Annotated in this window: 12 protein-coding genes and 3 pseudogenes; 8 read left to right on the forward strand and 7 right to left on the reverse strand. The window is 74.6% G+C overall.

What is annotated here, in order from left to right:
- The first annotated feature begins 214 nt into the window (after positions 1-214).
- The 4 genes from ACZ3UD_RS10765 (at position 215) to ACZ3UD_RS10780 (ending at position 9,971) form a co-directional block, all read left to right on the forward strand.
- Positions 215-3,313 (forward strand): non-ribosomal peptide synthetase, encoded by a 3,099-nt coding sequence (locus ACZ3UD_RS10765; protein ID WP_465585061.1) that lies wholly within the window; start codon positions 215-217, stop codon positions 3,311-3,313.
- Between the two features lie 44 nt (positions 3,314-3,357).
- The gene (locus ACZ3UD_RS10770; RefSeq protein ID WP_465585064.1) at positions 3,358-5,217 is read left to right on the forward strand and encodes a non-ribosomal peptide synthetase; all 1,860 of its coding nucleotides are present in this window, start codon (positions 3,358-3,360) and stop codon (positions 5,215-5,217) included.
- A 123-nt stretch (positions 5,218-5,340) separates the two neighbouring features.
- A complete protein-coding gene (locus ACZ3UD_RS10775) occupies positions 5,341-7,131 on the forward strand; it encodes a non-ribosomal peptide synthetase (protein WP_465585067.1) in 1,791 nt (596 codons plus the stop codon).
- Positions 7,128-9,971 (forward strand): condensation domain-containing protein, encoded by a 2,844-nt coding sequence (locus tag ACZ3UD_RS10780; RefSeq protein ID WP_465585069.1) that lies wholly within the window; start codon positions 7,128-7,130, stop codon positions 9,969-9,971. The genes ACZ3UD_RS10775 and ACZ3UD_RS10780 overlap by 4 nt, the downstream gene beginning before the upstream one ends.
- 227 nt (positions 9,972-10,198) lie before the next feature.
- Here the strand turns inward: ACZ3UD_RS10780 and ACZ3UD_RS10785 are convergent.
- A pseudogene (locus ACZ3UD_RS10785) lies at positions 10,199-10,381 on the reverse strand (DUF2201 family putative metallopeptidase); the annotation flags it as partial.
- A 150-nt stretch (positions 10,382-10,531) separates the two neighbouring features.
- Between ACZ3UD_RS10785 and ACZ3UD_RS10790 the strand changes: the two are divergent.
- Positions 10,532-11,215, forward strand: coding sequence for a polysaccharide deacetylase family protein (locus ACZ3UD_RS10790; protein ID WP_465585071.1), 684 nt, complete (start codon positions 10,532-10,534; stop codon positions 11,213-11,215).
- Between the two features lie 149 nt (positions 11,216-11,364).
- Here ACZ3UD_RS10790 and ACZ3UD_RS10795 read toward each other — a convergent pair whose 3' ends face one another.
- Complete coding sequence (locus ACZ3UD_RS10795; protein WP_465585073.1) at positions 11,365-11,859, reverse strand: anthrone oxygenase family protein; 495 nt, start codon at positions 11,857-11,859, stop codon at positions 11,365-11,367.
- Between the two features lie 161 nt (positions 11,860-12,020).
- On the opposite strand from ACZ3UD_RS10795, the pseudogene ACZ3UD_RS10800 reads away from it, so the two are divergent.
- Positions 12,021-12,566, forward strand: a pseudogene (locus ACZ3UD_RS10800) (helix-turn-helix transcriptional regulator); the annotation flags it as partial.
- A 40-nt stretch (positions 12,567-12,606) separates the two neighbouring features.
- Here the strand turns inward: ACZ3UD_RS10800 and ACZ3UD_RS10805 are convergent.
- The gene (locus ACZ3UD_RS10805) at positions 12,607-12,975 is read right to left on the reverse strand and encodes a MerR family transcriptional regulator (protein ID WP_465585074.1); all 369 of its coding nucleotides are present in this window, start codon (positions 12,973-12,975) and stop codon (positions 12,607-12,609) included.
- Positions 12,976-13,081: 106 nt separating this feature from the next.
- Here ACZ3UD_RS10805 and ACZ3UD_RS10810 point away from each other — a divergent pair, with 106 nt between their 5' ends.
- The gene (locus ACZ3UD_RS10810; RefSeq protein ID WP_465585076.1) at positions 13,082-13,867 is read left to right on the forward strand and encodes an amidohydrolase family protein; all 786 of its coding nucleotides are present in this window, start codon (positions 13,082-13,084) and stop codon (positions 13,865-13,867) included.
- Positions 13,868-13,963: 96 nt separating this feature from the next.
- Here the strand turns inward: ACZ3UD_RS10810 and ACZ3UD_RS10815 are convergent, their stop codons facing one another.
- Positions 13,964-14,542, reverse strand: coding sequence for a TetR/AcrR family transcriptional regulator (locus ACZ3UD_RS10815; RefSeq protein WP_465585078.1), 579 nt, complete (start codon positions 14,540-14,542; stop codon positions 13,964-13,966).
- A 180-nt stretch (positions 14,543-14,722) separates the two neighbouring features.
- Between ACZ3UD_RS10815 and ACZ3UD_RS10820 the strand changes: the two genes are divergently transcribed.
- Positions 14,723-15,142 (forward strand): hypothetical protein, encoded by a 420-nt coding sequence (locus ACZ3UD_RS10820; protein ID WP_465585079.1) that lies wholly within the window; start codon positions 14,723-14,725, stop codon positions 15,140-15,142.
- Between the two features lie 215 nt (positions 15,143-15,357).
- Here ACZ3UD_RS10820 and ACZ3UD_RS10825 read toward each other — a convergent pair.
- From ACZ3UD_RS10825 to ACZ3UD_RS10835, 3 genes and pseudogenes are all read right to left on the reverse strand, one after another.
- Positions 15,358-15,488, reverse strand: a pseudogene (locus tag ACZ3UD_RS10825) (transposase); the annotation flags it as partial.
- A gap of 104 nt (positions 15,489-15,592) precedes the next feature.
- A complete protein-coding gene (locus ACZ3UD_RS10830; RefSeq protein ID WP_465585081.1) occupies positions 15,593-16,024 on the reverse strand; it encodes an SRPBCC family protein in 432 nt (143 codons plus the stop codon).
- A gap of 210 nt (positions 16,025-16,234) precedes the next feature.
- Positions 16,235-16,429, reverse strand: coding sequence for a hypothetical protein (locus ACZ3UD_RS10835; RefSeq protein ID WP_465585083.1), 195 nt, complete (start codon positions 16,427-16,429; stop codon positions 16,235-16,237).
- Between the last annotated feature and the right edge of the window lie 387 nt (positions 16,430-16,816).

Consider the following 16,816-nt stretch of genomic DNA (forward strand, 5'->3'; position numbering starts at 1 on the left):
AACCGCAAGGCCGCACAACCGCAAGGCCGCACAACCGCAAGGCCGCAAGACCGTACGACCTCTGGACGGCACGACCGCCAGACGGCAGCCCCCAAGCCCCGGGCCGCACCCTCACCCCGGTGCGGTTCGGCCCCCACCCGGCCGCACCGGGACCACCCCACGCCCGCGCCCGGCCACAGCGGTGCCAACACGCCCACCACACAAGGAATCACCTATGTTCGCACTCTCTCCCTCGCAGGAGATCGTCTGGCTGCACGAGCAGATGCTGCCAGGCAGTCGCGCCTACAACTTCACCGCCGTGCTCGACCTGTGGGGCGCCCTCGACCGGGACGCGCTGCACACGGGCCTCGCCACCGTCCTCGGCCACCACCCGGGCCTGCGGCTGGAGTTGGTGGCCCGACCGGAAGGCCTGCCCGGCCAGCGGGTCGCCGCGAACTGCCAACCGGAGCTTCGCCACAGCGACTTCACCGCCGAGACCGACCCGGAGGCCGCCTTCCGCCGGCTGCTCGCCGCCGAGGCCGAGGAGCCGCTGGACACCTCCCGCGCGCCACTGCTGCGCTGGCACCTGGTCCGCCTCGGCGAGGACCACCACCGGCTGATCCACGTTGAGCACCACCTCGTCCACGACGGCCACTCCTTCGCCATCCTGCTGCGCGACCTGTTCACCGTCTACCGGGCCCGCGTCCTCGACCAGCCGTACGAGCTGCCCACCGCCCCCTCGTACGAGCAGCACGCCCGCCGCTCCGTCGACCCCGCCGCCCGCGAGCGCGACCTCGCCTTCTGGGCCCGGGAGTTGGCCGACGCCCCGCGCGAGGTCACGCTGCCCGGGCTGGCCCGGCCCGGCGTCGAGCGGCGCCACCGCGGTGGCCAACTGCGCCAGTCGATCGGCGCCGACCTCGCCGAGCGGCTGCGCGAGCGCAGCAAGGCCGACGGCCACACCCCGTTCAGCACCCTGCTCGCCCTGTTCGCCGAACTGCTGCGCCGCCACAGCGGCCACCGCGAACTCGTGGTGGGCACCGCCGTCGGCAACCGGCCGGAGGGCTTCGAGAGCACCGTCGGCATGTTCGTCAACACGGTGCCGCTGCGCCTTCGGCTCGACCCGGCCGCCCCCGGCACCGAGGCCGTGGACGAGACCACCGACGTCCTGCTGCGCGCCCTGCCGCACCAGGACCTGCCGGTGCAGGAGCTGACCCGCCGCCTCGGGCTGCACACCGGCGGCGCCGACAACCCGCTGTTCAACGTGATGTTCAGCGCGCACGACGCCGCCCTGCCCGATGTCCAGGCACCCGACCTGGAGGTCTCGCTCTACGAGGGCTTCAACACCGGCACCACCCGCTTCGACCTCGACCTGGTGCTGCTGCCCGACGACCGCCGGGTGGTCGGCGAGAAGCACGGCGCCGCCGGGATGACCCTGGTCTGGGACTACGACGCCGACCTCTTCGGCGAGGCCGAGGCCGTGCTGCTGGCCGACCGTCTGCTGGAGCTGCTGCGCTGCTACCTCGACCGGCCGGAGGCGGCGCTCGCCGAGCTCGCCCCCGCACCCGAGGCCGAGCCGGCCGCCCCCGTCACCCCGGTCGGGCTTGACCCGGCCGCCGCCCACGACCCCGGCGCGCTCGCCCTGCTGGCCGGCGCCGAGCGCATCAGCTACGGCGAACTCGACCGACGTGTAAGCGAGTTGGTCGAGCGGCTGCGCGCCGCCGGAGTCACCCCCGGCCAGCCGGTGGCCGCCGTACTGCCGCGCGGCGCCGACAGCGTGGTCGCCCTGCTTGCCTGTCTGCGCCTCGGTGCCGTCTACGCGCCGCTGTCCACCGAGGACCCGGCCGCCCGGCTCGGCCTGCTGCTGGAACGGCTCGCCCCCGCGCTCGTCCTGGCCACCCGGCAGAGCGCGCTCGCACTGCCCGCCGAGGGCGTCACCCCGGCGCTGCTGGACGGCACCGCCTTTCCGAAGGCCGAGCCCGCCGCCGTGCTGGAGGGCGCCGCCTACGTCATCCACACCTCCGGCTCCACCGGCGTGCCCAAGCCCGTCCTGGTCGGCCGGGAGGCGCTCGCCGGGTACGTCGCATCGATTGCCGCCCGCTACGAACTCACCTCCGCCGACCGGGTGTTGCTGTTCGCCCGGCCGTCCTTCGACGTGGCGCTGGAGGAGGTGCTGCCCGCCCTCGCGGTCGGCGCCGCACTCGTGGTGCCGCAGCGCGAGGTGCCCACCGGCCCGGAGCTGGTGGCCGTACTCGCCGCCCGCGGCGTCACCGTCGCCAACCTGCCGACCAGCTACCTGCTCGGCGTGCGCAAGGACCTGCGCGAGGCGCTGCGCGACGGCCGCTGGACGCCCCGGCTGCTCGTCCTCGGCGGCGAGCGCCTGCCCGCCCGGGCGCTGGCCGGCCTGACCGGGGCCACCACCGTGCTCAACGCCTACGGCGTCACCGAGGCCGCCGTCACCTCCACCGTTCACCGGATCACCGAGGCCGACGTCGCCGAGGACGGCGAGATCCCGCTCGGCACCGAGATCGACGGCGTGCGGATCCACGTCCTGGACGAGACGCTGCGCCCGCTCCCGGTCGGCTGCGTCGGCGAACTCGTCGTCGGCGGAGCCCTGTTGGCCGAAGGCTACGTCGGCCTGCCGGAGCCCACCGCGGCCCGCTTCTCCACCGTCCCCGCGCTCGGCGGCGAGCGGGTCTACCGCACCGGCGACCGCGGCTACCGCGACACCGAGGGACGACTGCGGTTCCTCGGCCGCGCCGACAACCAGGTCAAGCTGCGCGGGCACCGGATCGAGCTGGAGGAGATCGAGGCCGCCGCCTCCGCCGAACTCGGCGGCCGCTCCTGCGCGGTGCTGCTGCACACCGACCCGCGGACCGGTCCGCGCCTGGTCGGCTTCCTGGAGGGCACCGACCGCCCCGACCAGGCCGCCCTGCACACGGCACTGGCCCGCCGACTGCCCGGCGGACTCGTCCCGGCCACCTGGACGGCCGTTCCCGAGATGCCCACCCTGCCCGGCGGCAAGCCCGACCGGGCCGCCCTGGCCCGGCTCGCCGACGAGGCCCCCGTGCAGCGGGAGAGCGCGCCCAGTGCCTTCGCCGATGCCGGCCAGGAGCTGATCGCCGCCGCCTGGCGCGAGGTGCTCGGCCACGACCGCTTCACCGCGGACTCGCACTTCTTCGAGGTCGGCGGCCACTCGCTGCTCGCCGCCCAGCTCGCCGCCCACCTGGAACCGCACCTCGGCAGCCGCCCGCCGCTGCGCGTCCTGTTCCGCCATGCGGTGCTGGCCGACCAGGCCCGCGCCCTCGTCGGCGGGACGATCGGCGGAACGAAGTGACCGCCCGCATGACCGTCCGCGCTGACCAGAATCCGGAGACTTCGATGGAATCCCTGAGCATCGGGTACGGCCGTCCGCACCAGGACGGCGGGGTCCTCGACCTGTTCACCAGCTGGGCGCACCGCACCCCGCACGCGCCCGCCCTGATCGACGGCGAGCAGAGCTACAGCTACGCCGAGCTCGACCGCCTCGCAGACGCCGTCGCCGAGTCCCTGCGCGGCCGGGTCGGCAAGGGCGACCTGGTCGGCGTCTGCCTCGGCCACTCGGTGGCGCTGGTCGCCGTCACCCTGGCCGCCGCCAAACTGGGCGCCGTCCACCTGCCGCTCGGCCCGCGCCCCGGCGAGCGGCGGCTGCAGGCCGTCGCCGAGCAGCTGCGCCCCGCCTGCCTGGTCGGCGAACCGGCCGTCCTGCCGCCGGGCGGTGAGCGGCTGGAGCTGGACCTGCCGTCCGCCGGTGAGGTGCTCGCCGTCCTGACAGCCGACGGGCAGACGGCCGTACCGGTCGGCACCCACTACGCGGTGCTGACCTCCGGCTCCACCGGCACCCCCAAGGCCGTCGCCGTCACCGAACCGGCGCTCGGCGCGCTGCTGCACTGGTACCGCGAGCTGACCGGCCTCGGCCCCGGAGCCCGGCACAGCCTGCTGATCGGGGTGGCCTTCGACCCGCACCTGCTGGAGCTGTGGGCCGGCCTCACCTCCGGCGCGGCGCTCGTCGTCGCCCCCGAGGCCGTCCGCTGGGACTCCGGCGCGCTCACCGACTGGTTCCGCGAGGCCCGGATCACCGCCACCGTGCTGCCCACCCCGCTGGCCGAGCTCGTTCTCGGCCGGCCCTGGCCCGCCGGACTGGCGCTGCGCCACCTGATGGTCGGCGGCGACCGGCTGCGCCGCGCCCCCGGGCCGGACGTCACCGCGACCGTCCACAACGCCTACGGTCCCGCCGAGGCCACCGTCGCCACCACCGTCCACACCATGGCCCCCGGCGGCGACCACGGCGACGGCGCGCCGCCGATCGGGCTGCCCGTCCCGGGCGCGGTGGTCCTGGTCACCGACGGCCAGGGCCGCCCCGTCCCGAGAGGAGAGGCCGGCGAGCTGCGGATCGGCGGCCGGGGCCTGGCCGCCGGGTACCTCGACCCCGAGCTGACCGCCCGCCGCTTCGTCGAGGTGTCGCACGGCGTGGAGGGCGTCGACCGGCTCTACCGCAGTGGCGACCGGGTGGTGATGCGCGCCGACGGCGTGCTGGAGTTCCACGGGCGCCTGGACGACCAGGTCAAGGTCAGCGGGGTGCGGATCGAACCCGCCGAGGTCGAGGCCGCCTTCGAGCGCGACCCGAGGGTGCGCCGGGCCGTGGTCGTCGCCCAGGCCGCGCTGACGGGCGGCGTACGACTGCTCGCCTTCGTCCAGGCCGAGGACGCTCTTGCGGGCGGCGTCGAGCCCGCCGAGCCCGCCGGCCTGCTGGACGCGGTGCGGCCCTGGCTGCCCGAGCAGGCCGTGCCCTCGGTCGTCCGGCTGGTCGAGCGCTACCCGCTGGACGCCAACGGCAAGGTGGACCGGGCGGCGCTGCTCGCCGCCGAGGAGCCGTTCCCCATGGGCTCGGAGACCTCGGAGACCTCGGAGACCGACGCGACCGACGTGACCGACGCGACCGACGCGACCGACGAGGGCAACACCCCGGTCGAGCGCACCGTGCTGAAGCTCTGCCGCGAGCTGATCGGCCGCGCCGACCTCGGCCTGGGTGACAACTTCCTGGCGTCGGGCGGAAATTCGCTCGCCGCCGCCCGACTGCTGGAATCCCTGGAGGGGGAGTACGGCGTCCGGCTGCGCGCCGCCCTGCTGCTGCGCCAGCCCGACCTGCGGGCGATCGCGCGGCTGGTCGAGGAGCGGATGCCCAGCACCTCCCTCGCCTAGCGCCTGTCTCGCGGGTCCTCGCCGGGCCCGCACAACCCAAGAGACGGGCCCTCGGCCCCGACCGTCCACCTGACCACCCGGCGCCCCGGCCCTGCCGCCGGGGCGCCCGGAAGGGAAGCAGCCATGACGCCCACCCTCCCCGCCCCCGCCACCCTCCCCGCCCTGATCGCCCGGCAGGCCGAGCTGAACCCGAGCGCGCTCGCCGTGACCGACGGCTCCACCTACCTCACCTACCGCGAACTCCTGGAATCCTCCGGCCGGTTGGCCGCTGTGCTGGCCGCGCGCGGGATCGGCCCCGGCAGCGCCGTCGGTCTGCTCTGCGCCCGCTCGGCCCGCCTGGCCGTCGCCCAGCTCGCCGTCTGGCGGACCGGCGGACACGTCGTCCCGATCGACCCGGCGTACCCGCGCCCGCGGATCGCCGAGATGACCGCCGACGCGGACGCGCGCCTCGTCCTGGGCGACAAGGCGCTGCTCGCCGAGGCCGGACTGCCCGAGGAGCGCACCCTGGTGCTGACCGAGCGCGGCACCGAGGCCGCCGCCACGGCGGTGCCCGACGCCGCCGAGGCGGCCGCACCCGCCCTGGTCTACTACACCTCCGGCTCCACCGGCCGTCCCAAGGGCGTGCTCGTCCCGCACGGCGCCGTCGCCGACCTGGTCACCGCCCCCGACGCCGTCGCCCTCGGCCCGCGCGACCGGATGCTCGTCCACTCCACCGTCTCCTTCGACGGCGCCACCTTCGAACTGTGGGCCCCGCTCGCCCGGGGCGCCGCCGTCGCGATCTCCCCGGCCGAGCGGCCATCCACCGAGGAACTCGTGCGCGACGTCGAGCGGTTCGGCGTCACCACCCTCTTCCTCACCACCGCGCTCTTCCACCACCTGGCCGCCAAGCAGTCGCGGATCTTCGGCGTGCTGCGCACCGTGGTCGTGGGCGGCGAGGCGATGTCCGCCGAGCACGCCGGGGCGGTGCTGCGGGCCTTCCCGTGGCTGGAGCTCTACAACGGGTACGGGCCCACCGAGGCCACCACCTTCACCACCCTGCACCGGGTCACCCCGGCCGACTGCGACCTCGGCGCCGTCCCGATCGGACGGTCCTTCGGAGGCGCCCGCGCCCTCGTCCTGGACGAGCGGCTCGCCCCGGTGGAGCCCGGCACGGTCGGCGAGCTCTGGATCGCCGGCGGGCGGCTGGCCCAGGGCTATCTCAACCGGCCCGAGCTGACCGCCGAGCGCTTCCGCGAGCTGCCGGGCCGAGGCCGCGCCTACCGCAGCGGCGACCTGGTGCGCCAACGGCCCGACGGCGTCCTGGAGTTCCACGGCCGCACCGACGACCAGGTCAAGGTCCGGGGCTTCCGGATCGAGCCCGGCGAGGTCGAGCACGCGCTGCTGCGGATCCCCGAGGTCGCCGAGGCGGCCGTGGTGGTCCGCCGGGCCGGGCAACCCGACGCCGCGCTCACCGCCTGCGTGGTCCTCGCCGAGGGTGCCCGGACGGCCGCCGAGACCCTGCGCGGCCGGCTCGCCGAGCGGCTGCCCGCCCACCTGGTACCCACCGCCTGGACCGTCCTCGACGCGCTACCGCTCACCGTCAGCGGCAAGGTCGACCGGCGGGCGCTCGCCACCGCCCCGGACCCGACCGTCGCCCCCGGGCCGGTCGAGGCCGCGCTCACCCCGATCCAGGAGGCCGTCGCCGAGGCCTGGAGCCGCGCCCTGGAACGTCGGATCACCGACCCCGCCGCCGACTTCCTCGCCGAGGGCGGCCACTCGCTGCTTGCCATGTGGGTCGTCGACGACCTGCGCGAGGACCTCGGCGTCGAACTCTCCCTCGCCGACTTCCTCGGCCACCCCACCGTGGCCGGGCAGGCCGAACTGCTGGAGCTCGCCCTGCGGGCCGCCGACGACACCCCGGGAGCCGACCGATGACCAGCACCGACCAGGGCGACCTGCTGCGCCGCGCCCGCCACCGCCGCGCCACCGCCGCGCCCGAACGCCCGGCGGCCGACACCCTCGGCCCGGCCCCGCTCTCCCACGCCCAGCAGCGGATGTGGCTGATGGACCACCTCGGCCAGGGCGGCGCCGTCTACAACGTCCCGATCGCCACCCGGCTGCGCGGCCCGCTCGACCCGGACGCCCTGGCCGCCGCGCTCACCGCCCTCACCGAACGGCACGCCGTGCTGCGCACCCGCTACCCGCGCCGGGGCGACCAGCCGTACCAGCAGATCGAGCCGGCCGGCCCGGTGCCGCTGCCGATCGTGGACGCGGACGGCACCGACCAGCTCGCCGCCGAGGCCGCCCGGCCCTTCGACCTCGCCGCCGGCCCGGTGCTGCGCGCCCTGCTGCTCCGACACGGGCCCGAGGACCACAGCCTGCTGCTGACGATTCATCACATCGCCGTCGACGGAGGCTCCCTGCCCGTGCTCGCGGCCGACCTCGCCGAGCTCTACACCGCCGCCCGCGACGGCGTCGAGCCCCAACTCCCACCGCCGGGACTACCGTACGCCGAGTACGCCCGGCAGGAGCGTGCCCGCGACGCCGACCTCACCGCCGCCGCCGACGCCCGCGCCGCCCACCTGGCCGGCGCCCGGCCGCTGCCGCTGCTGCGGCCCGTCCCGCCCGGCGCCCGCGAACGCCGCGCCGCCCTGCACGCCGCACCACTCGACCCCGCCACCGTCGAGGGCCTGCGGCAGCTCGGCGCCCGGCACGGCGCCACACTGTTCGCCGTCGTGCTCGCCGCCGCCTTCGCCACCCTGCGCACCGCCTCCGGACAGGACGACCTCACCCTGGGCTGCGCCAGCGGCCACCGTGCCCGGCCCGAACTGCGCCGCACGGTCGGCCTCGGCGTCAACACCCTCGCGGTGCGAGCGGAGTTGGCCGGGGAGGAGTCCTTCGGCGAGGCGCTCGCCCTGGTGCGCGGCGCGCTGCTCGACGCGCAGCAGCACCACCAGGTGCCCTTCGACCTGGTGGTCGAGCGGCTCGGCGCGGCCTCGCGCGGCGCCGACGGCACCCCGCTGCTCTCGGTCAGCTGCGACCTCGTCCAGCCCGTGACGCCGCTGGCGCTGCCCGGGCTCGACGCCGAGGACATCGAACTCAACCTCGGGCTGGCCAAGTTCGGCCTCACCCTGCTGCTGGAGGACGGGCCGCGGCCGCGCTGCCTGGTCCAGCACGACCGGGACGCGCTGGACGAGACGACCGCCGCGCGGCTGCTCGAAGCCTTCGCCGCCGTGCTCGGCGCGGTGGCCGAGGACGCGGACCTGCCGCTGTCGGAGCTGCCCGGCAGCCGTCTGGTCGCCGCCCGGCACCCGGTGGCCGAGGCGCTGTCGGCCGACCCGCGGGTGGCCGAGGCGGCCGTGGTCGAGGCCGCCGACGGCCGGCCGCTCGCGTACGCGGTGGTGCGCGGCCCGGTCGCCCCCAGCGGCAGCGACCTGCGCGCCGCCCTGCGGCGCAGCATCGCCCCGGCCGAACTCCCGCTCGCCGTCACCCTGGTGGACCGGATCCCGCGCGCCGCGGACGGCGCCGTCGACCGCGGCCGCCTGCCCGGCGCCGCCCGGACCACCGCCCCGACCAGCGCCCCGACCACCGCCCCCGGGCGGACCGGCCCGCTCGACCTGGTCCGTACGGCCTTCGGTGAACTGCTCGGCAGTGTCCCGCCCGCCGACGGCGACTTCTTCGCCCTCGGCGGCCACTCGCTGATCGCCGTCCAGCTCGCCGAACGCCTGCGCACCCGCGTCGGACTGCCGCTCACCGGCCTCGACATCCTGGAACTGCGCACGCCCCGCGCCCTCGCCGCCCTGCTCGCCACCCGCGAGGAGGAGCGCCGAGCCGCCCTCGCCCGGACCGGCGCCCGCCCCCGCACCGAGCCGCGCACCGGGACCGTGCTGCTCACCGGCGCCACCGGCGGCGTCGGCGCGGCCGTGCTGCAGGAGCTGATGGCCCAGGGCCGCCCGGTCCGGGTGCTGGTCCGCCCGGAGTCGGCGCACCTGCCGGCCCTGCACGGCGCCGAGATCGCCGAGGGCGACCTGGCCGACCTGGACAGCCTGTACCGCGCGGTCAAGGGCGTGGACGCCGTCATCCACGCCGCCTGCACCTTCACCGAGCACGCCACCGACGTCGCCGCCATGCGCGCCCTGCTGGACGGCTGGTCCGGCGGACCGTTCGTCTTCGTCAGCAGCATCGACGCCTACGGGCGGCCGCCCGGCACCGACGTCGCGGAGGGCGGCCCCAGCGGCGCGCCGGTCACCCCGTACGGGCAGGCCAAGCTGGACTGCGAGCGGCTGCTCTTCGAGGCGGCGGCCGAGGCCGGCGGGCGCGGCCCGGTCACCGCCGTGCGCGCCCCGATCGTCTGGGGCCCGCACCAGCGCCTGCGCGACCAACTCCGCTGGGGCTCCACCGGCGAGCTCTACCAGGCCGCCCTGTCCGGCCGACCCATCGCCCTGCCCGCCCCGGCCCCCGGCGGTCGGCCGAACTGGACCGGCGCCGCCTGGGTGCACTCGGCGGCCCTCGCCCGCGCCCTCGCCGCCTGCGCCCTGCCCGACCACCCCGCCGCCGGGCGGGTCGTCAACGCGATCAGCGGGCACGTCTCCTGGGCGGAGTTCACCAGCGAGCTGATCCGCCTGCTCGGTTCCCAGAGCTCCCTGGACCTGCGGCCCGACGCCGATGCCGACCTGCGCCGCCCCTGGCACTACCGGGCGGAGATCCTGGCGGCCGCACTCCGACCGGAACCGGGGGAGGACTGGCGCAACGTCCTGGCGGCCATGGTCGGCTGAGGCCGGAGCGTGAGGCGGAGGGGCCGGCACCGGACTCCTCCGCCCGGCTACCGGAGCCGCCGTAACCGGGACGCGGCGATGTTGCGGATCCGCCGGGTGCGCCCACGCTCGGCCAGGGCGCTCAGACAGGCCCTGGCCGTCGACCGCTCGGCGGCGTGCGACTGCAGCCAGTTCGACGCCGCGAGCAACTGCCGCTCCTCCCACGGCCCGTCCAGGACCACCGCCCGGAGCTGGCCCTCCGGCAGGTGGAGGCGCTCGGGCGTCAGGGCGCCCGCAGGGGTGACCAGCCCGTCCCCGAACGCGTCGTCGTTGATCTCGCAGTCGGCGGCGATGTTCATCCGCAGCCGGTCGTCCCGGCCCTTCAGCCCGAGGTCACGGGCCAGCCGGTCGCTGCGCCCGTGGTGGCCGCGTTCGGCCGTACTCATTCGTCCTCGGGTCGCGGTCAACCCGCCGTCCGGCTGGCCGATTTCACCCCCTTTCGTCCACGGGTGGGTCGCGGCACCGGTAAGCTTCGACGCAGAATGGTCGGTACACGGGACTTCCGACCGCAGGGAGCTGGCATGGCCGTACAACCGGTTAGGCGCAAGGCAGTTGGAAGGATCCGGGCCGCTATCGGCGCCGTCGCCGTCGCGCTGGTGGCGGGCGTGGCGGTCGGGGTGCCGGCCGCGCCGGCGGAGGCGGCCGGGGGCAAGGTCGTGTACCTGACCTTCGACGACGGCCCCAGCCCCGACTACACGCCGCGAATCCTCGCGATCCTCGACCGCTACGGGGTGCACGCGACCTTCTTCGAGATCGGCGAGAACGTCGCGGCCCACCCCTCACTCACCAGGCAGGTCGCCCGCCAGGGCCACAGCGTGCAGAACCACTCCTGGTCGCACCCGGACCTGCGCCGGCTCTCCGCCTCCTCCTTCAACGCCCAGGTGGGCAACACCGATCGGGCCATCCGCGCCCAGACCGGCAGCACCCCGAAGTGCCTGCGCCCGCCGTACGGCGCGGTCAACAGCACGGTGCGCTCCCGGGCGACGGGGCTGGGCAAGCAGGTGGTGCTCTGGTCGGTCGACCCGGCGGACTGGTCCCGACCGGGGACGGGGGCGATCCAGTCGCGGGTGCTGAAGAACGTCCGCCCGGGCTCGGTGATCCTGCTGCACGACGGTGGCGGGGACCGCAGCCAGACCGCCGCCGCGCTGCCGACGATCCTCTCCACCCTCAAGGCGCGCGGCTACAGCTTCGGGATCCTGTGCTGACCTGGTGTGCGTAGCCGCGAGAGGGCCGGCCAACGTGGCGGGCCCTCGCACCTGGGGGCCTCGTAGGACCTGGTGGGGCCTGGTGGGGCCTGGTTGGGATTTGACGGAGGCCTGGTTGGCGCCTGGTCGGGTCGGATCTCGGGGGGGCGTCAGCTCTGCCCGTCGAGGACCAGCGCCCAGGTGAGGCACCCGAGCGCAGCGGTGCACAGCAGGGCGCGCAGCACGTTGAAGTGCACCCACCGCGCCTCGAAGCGCCCGCGCACCGCCGCCGGGTCGGCGATCGCCTTCGGCGCGCCGGCGGCCGCGAGCTCGTCGTTCAGCGGGATGTTGACCGACCGGGTGACCCCGATCGCCGCCACGTACAGCACCAGCGCGGCCACGGTCGCGGGAAGCGCGTCATGGCCGTCCGAGGGCAGGTGCACGGCGACCGAGGCCGCCGTGGTGAGCAGGGCGCCGACGAAGCCGAGTACGAACCAGCCGTTCAGGATCGCCACGTTGACGCGCTGCATGACCTCGATGAACATCCGGTCCTCGACCCGGGCGAGCGCGGGCATCACCGAGCAGGCGTAGGCGTAGAACAGTCCGGCGCTCAGTCCGCAGGTCACGGTGGCCGCCACCAGGACGAGTATGCGTGCCGTCTCCATCTTCGCCAGCCCCTCTGTCTGTTCGGCGTGCGTCGGGTATCGGTCCGGCTCCCGTGGACCGATCATCCGGCATCCGGGCCGCCCGGGCCACCTCTATCGTTCAAGACCCTCTAGAATGATGGAACGTCAAATCAGTTTCTGACTTCTGCACTTGGCGGATGGGGCGCAAGGAGCCGGGCCAGGAACTCGTTCTCGACCGCATCCTCGACCCGCCGGTGGTCTCCGTCCTGCGCGCCTGGCTCGCCGCCCCCGACTCCGGAGCGCCTGCCCGGTGCCGCGCCCGGCACGACCCCGTCGTCGGCCCCGTGCTGCGGCTGATGCACGACGACCCGGCCACCCCGTGGACGGTCGCCGAGCCCGCCCAGAAGGTCGGCGTCTCCCGGGCCGACCTGGCCCGCCGCTTCGCCGCCCGGGTCGGCGAGCCCCCGATGGCGCACCTGGCCGGCTGGCGCCTCGCCGTCGCGGCGGACCTGCTGCGCGAGCCCGAGTGCACCGTCGCCTTCGCGGCCCGCAAGGTGGGCTACAGCAGGGCCTTCGCCCTCTCCGCGGTCTTCAAGCGGGTGCGCGGCAGTAGCCCGCAGGGGCACCGCCGCCTGGCCGCGACGGGGATGCCGCCGCAGTCGGTGGGCTTCTCGGGCCCGGCGGAGACGGTGCTCCTGGCGGGTGATCCCCGGGCACCGGACTCGGTGGCGCGACAGCTTCAGTGACGTGACCCCGGAACCTGAGGCCGCCGGGGGAGGAGGAGGCTCAGGCCGCCGGAGGCAGGCCCGCCGCTTCGGTGGCGGCGATGGCCCGCCGCAGGGTCTGCCGGGCCTGGTTCAGCTCGTCCGCGCGGCGGTCGAGTTCGGCGAGCTGGATACGCAGCTTGGTGAGCACACCCGGGCAGGCGATCAGCGGGCCGTCGGGTTGGCCGCAGGGGAGGACCTGGCTGATCAGCCGGGTGGGCAGGCCCGCCGCCAGTAGGGCGCGGATCTGGCGGACGGTCTGTTCCGCGGACGGGTCGTAGTCGCGGTAGCCGTTGGGGAGGCGGGTCGAGGAGAGCAGGCCGACTGATTCGTAGTACCGGATCAGGCGCTCGCTGGTGTCGGTGAGTCTGGCCAGCTGCCCGATCCGCATGATCGTTCTCTCCGTTCGGCTTGACCTTGTCACGGTGTCAGGGTTGAAGAGTAGGGCACGGCGACGGGAGGTCGCCCCGAGGGACGGCACTGACCAGGAGAAACCGTTGATCATCGACGCGCACAGCCACGTTCACGATCCGCTGCACAGCCACCTCGCGCTGCTCGACGAGGCGGGGGTCGACCGCGCGGTGCTCTTCGGCACCCGGCCGCACCCGGAGCGGGCCGTCGACCTGGCGTCGTTCAAGCGGGAGATGAGCGTGCTGCACGCGACGATCAGCGGGCGGTCCGCCGGCGCCGACGCGCACGAGGCGGCGCTGCGGGAACTGGAGGCGGCTTGCGCGGCGCACCCCGACCGGTTCATCGGGTTCGGCAAGGTGCGGCTGGACGTGGCGGCCGATCAGATCGCCGCAGAGGTGGAGCGGGACGTGGTCGCCCGAGGCTTCCGGGGCATCGGCGAGCTGACGCCGCCGCCGGACGGCGCGGGACTGGTCGAGCCGGTCCTGCGCGCCTCCGCAGACCACGGCGGACTGCCGGTCGTGGTGCACGGGTTCGCGCCGACCACCGCCGGTGACCTGGCGACGCTGGCCGACCTCGCCCGCCGTCACCCGCGCGTCCCGGTCGTGATCAGCCAGCTCGGCGGTCTCAACTGGTTGACGGCCATCGAGCTGGCCCGGGAGACCCCGAACCTGTACCTGGAACTGTCGACGGCGAACGTCGTGTTCGCCGTCCGCCTGGCCATCCAGGAGGTGCCCGACCGTACGATCTTCGGCTCGGACGCCCCCTACGGCGACCCGGTCCTGACCCGCGCCTTCGTCGAGCGCGTCACCTCCCCCGGCGAGCTGCGCGACCGCGTCCTCGGCGGCACCTTCACCGAACTCCTGGGCATCTGACTCCACTTGAGGAGCCGGCCCGGGAACGCCGCTCGCCCCCGACGGGGGTGGGGGCGAGCGGTCACGGTCCGGTGGTGGCGGTGGTGACTGCCGTGCTCAGTCGGGATACCGGTGTGCGACCAGCGACTTCGCTGTGCGCGCCACCTGTTCGAAGGGTTCGAGGTCGCCGGCGGCCCGGCACAGCACGTGCGCGCCCTGCAGCAGCGTGATCAGGGTCGCGGCGAGGTCGCGGGCGGCGTTGGAGCCGAGGCCTGCGGCGGTCAGCCGCTCCGCGAGCTGGTCCACCCATGACGTGAACGCGGTCGACGCGACCCGGCGGAGCATCGCGTCATCGGCCTCCGCGCCCGCCCCGACCGTGACCGCCGCGACCGCGCACCCTCCGCCCGCCGCAGAGGCCGCGAGTACGGGCCTGACCAGTTCCAGGAAGGCCTCGACGACCTCCGACGGCCCGTCCTCCGCCGGCAGCGCGGCGAGGCGGGCGCGGACCTCGCAGCCGTTGCGTTCCGCGGCCTCGGCGACGAGTTGCGCCTTCCCGCCGGGGAAGTGGTGGTAGATCGCGCCGCGGGCGGCGCCGCTGCTCGCCAGGATGTCGGTGAACGACATTCCCGTCACGCCCCGGTGCTGGAGCGCCGCGACGGTCGCCTCGATCATGCGCTCGCGGGTCTCGCCGGCCAAGGTGGCCTCCGATCGTGAGCCTGGTGGTCGTGCCTGGTGGTCGTGCGTCATGGTCGTGCGTCGTGGTCGTGCCCGGCGGTCGTCCGAGCCGCGCCTTCGCGCCCCCTTGACTAGTACGCCCATCCTAGCTCAAGCTGGACTAGCTAGGACGTCCGTACTAGTCACTCTTAGGAGAGCCTCATGCCCATCACCGTCACCGCGCCGCGCGGCGTCCTCACCCCCGCCGGCGAGCGCGAGATCCTGCCGCAGTTGACCGTCGCCCTGACCGAGGCCAGCGGCCTCGCCGGAAACCCCGGCTTCACGTCGATGGTCGGCGGCACCGTCCACATCCTCGCCCCGGAACACGTCTACGCCGGAGGTGCGAACCGCCCCGTCGTCATGGTCGAGCTGAAACTCCCCGACATCGGCCTCCCGACCGCCGAGGCCCGCGCCACGTTCATCCGGGCCGCCACGGACATCGTCGAACGCCTGACCGTCGACGGGCACCACAACGACGACACGTGGATCAACATCCTGAACGCCCGGGACGGAGCCTGGGGCATCGGCGGGAGGGCCCTCACCAACGCCGACCTCGCCGCCGCCATCACCGCCACCGCCTGACCGCCAGATCGACTGACCCACCAGGGGCAAGCGAATGCGCGAGCTGGTCCGCCCTGACGTCCTCATCCCCGACGAGCTGGTCGGCGAGCGGCAGGGCCGGTCCCTGGCCATCCCTTGATCTTCGCGGGGAATCCCGGCCTTTGGGCCGGGCGGGAATGCGATCCTTGGCCCGGAGGCGCGAAGCGCCGGAACTCTCCGCGCCTCCGGGGTGACCGTCAGACGGGCCGCTTCCGGTTCTCGATGTAGTCCTTGACGATGCTCAGCGGTGCGCCGCCGCAGGACCCGCCAGGTACGAGGGTGCCCAGAAGACCGAGCCCATCCCGATCCGGTCTATACGTGGTCTATACGCCGGTACTTGGTGACGAACACCAAGTGAGCATGCAGTGGTAGATGACGTTTTGGTCGGGGCCGTCGATGTTCTCCGGCGTTCTCCGGCTTCACACCGGACGGCTACCGCTCCGACTCCACCAGGTTCTTGAACTGCTCCAGGCCGCCCCGGACGGTGTTCTCGATCCGGTGGACCTGGGCCATGCCCCGCGGGCCGCCGAAGGTGTCGTGGATGGACTCCGGTTCGTACTCCATCTGCACCTGCACCTGGCTGTGCTCGCGGTCCAGCGACCGCACCGAGAACGTGCCCTTCAGCTCCGGACTGCCCTGCGTCTCCCAGGCGAGCACCTGCTCGTTGCCACGGTCGGTGAGAACGGCATCGAACTCCCGGTGCACCTCGCCGGCCCGCACATCCAGATGGGCACGGTCGCTGCTGGGCGCATAAGCACGTTCGACGCTGTCCATGAACGTCGAATAGGCCTCGATGTCGTGCAGCCGACCCCAGACCTCCTGCGCGGGGGCGTCGATGGTGATCTGTTCTCTAAGCCTGCTCATCGCGAACCTCGCCTTCTGGCCCGGAACACCGGTCCTCTTGTGTTCTTCCAGCCTGCGCCGCCGACACATGCCGGGCAACCAGGGGCGGGAAGCGGCTCCGCATGCGTCCGTGTCCCGACCATTGCGTCAGTCAGCGCATCGAGCTGGTCGTGCAGGGCCCACGCCGGGCCACCGAGCGGGCCACAGGGACGGCGCCGGCCCGCCGCGGCACTACAGGTGCGGGCCGACTACCGGGCCGTCCTGCCTGGCGTCGTCCGCACGGCCGCCGCTATCGACCGGGTCCCAGGTCCAGTAGAGGCGCCAGGCGCGGGCGCCCTGGTCGACGTAGGACGGCCACGCCGACACTGTGGCGTGGCCGGGCAGCCTGGGGTAGCGGTGGCTGCACGGCCCCGGGTGGTGCGCCATCCAGGGCCACAGTCCTGGAGGCTCGAACCGCGGCCTCATCGCGGTCACAGCCGCGTTGAGCTCAGCCCTGGGCTCCACCGCCGCCATGCCCCCGGCCCGCGGTGCCCGCGCCTCTCGTGCCCGGGGGGCCAGCGGGCGGTGTGTCTGCCGGGGTCGGGGTTGGTCTCTGGTCCCGGTTTCCGGGGGGGGTGTGGGCCCGCCCCGCATCCTCTTGCTTTGTGGTGTGGGGGTGTGGGGCGGGCTGTGGGTGTGGTGGGGTTAGCTGAGGGCGGCGAGGGCGGCCTGGTAGTTGGGTTCGTCGGCGATTTCGGGGACGAGTTCGGTGTGCAGGACGGTGTCGTTCTCGTCGAGGACGATGACGGCGCGGGCGGTGAGGCCGGCGAGCGG

The sequence above is a fragment of the Kitasatospora sp. NPDC023118 genome (genome assembly GCF_055560875.1).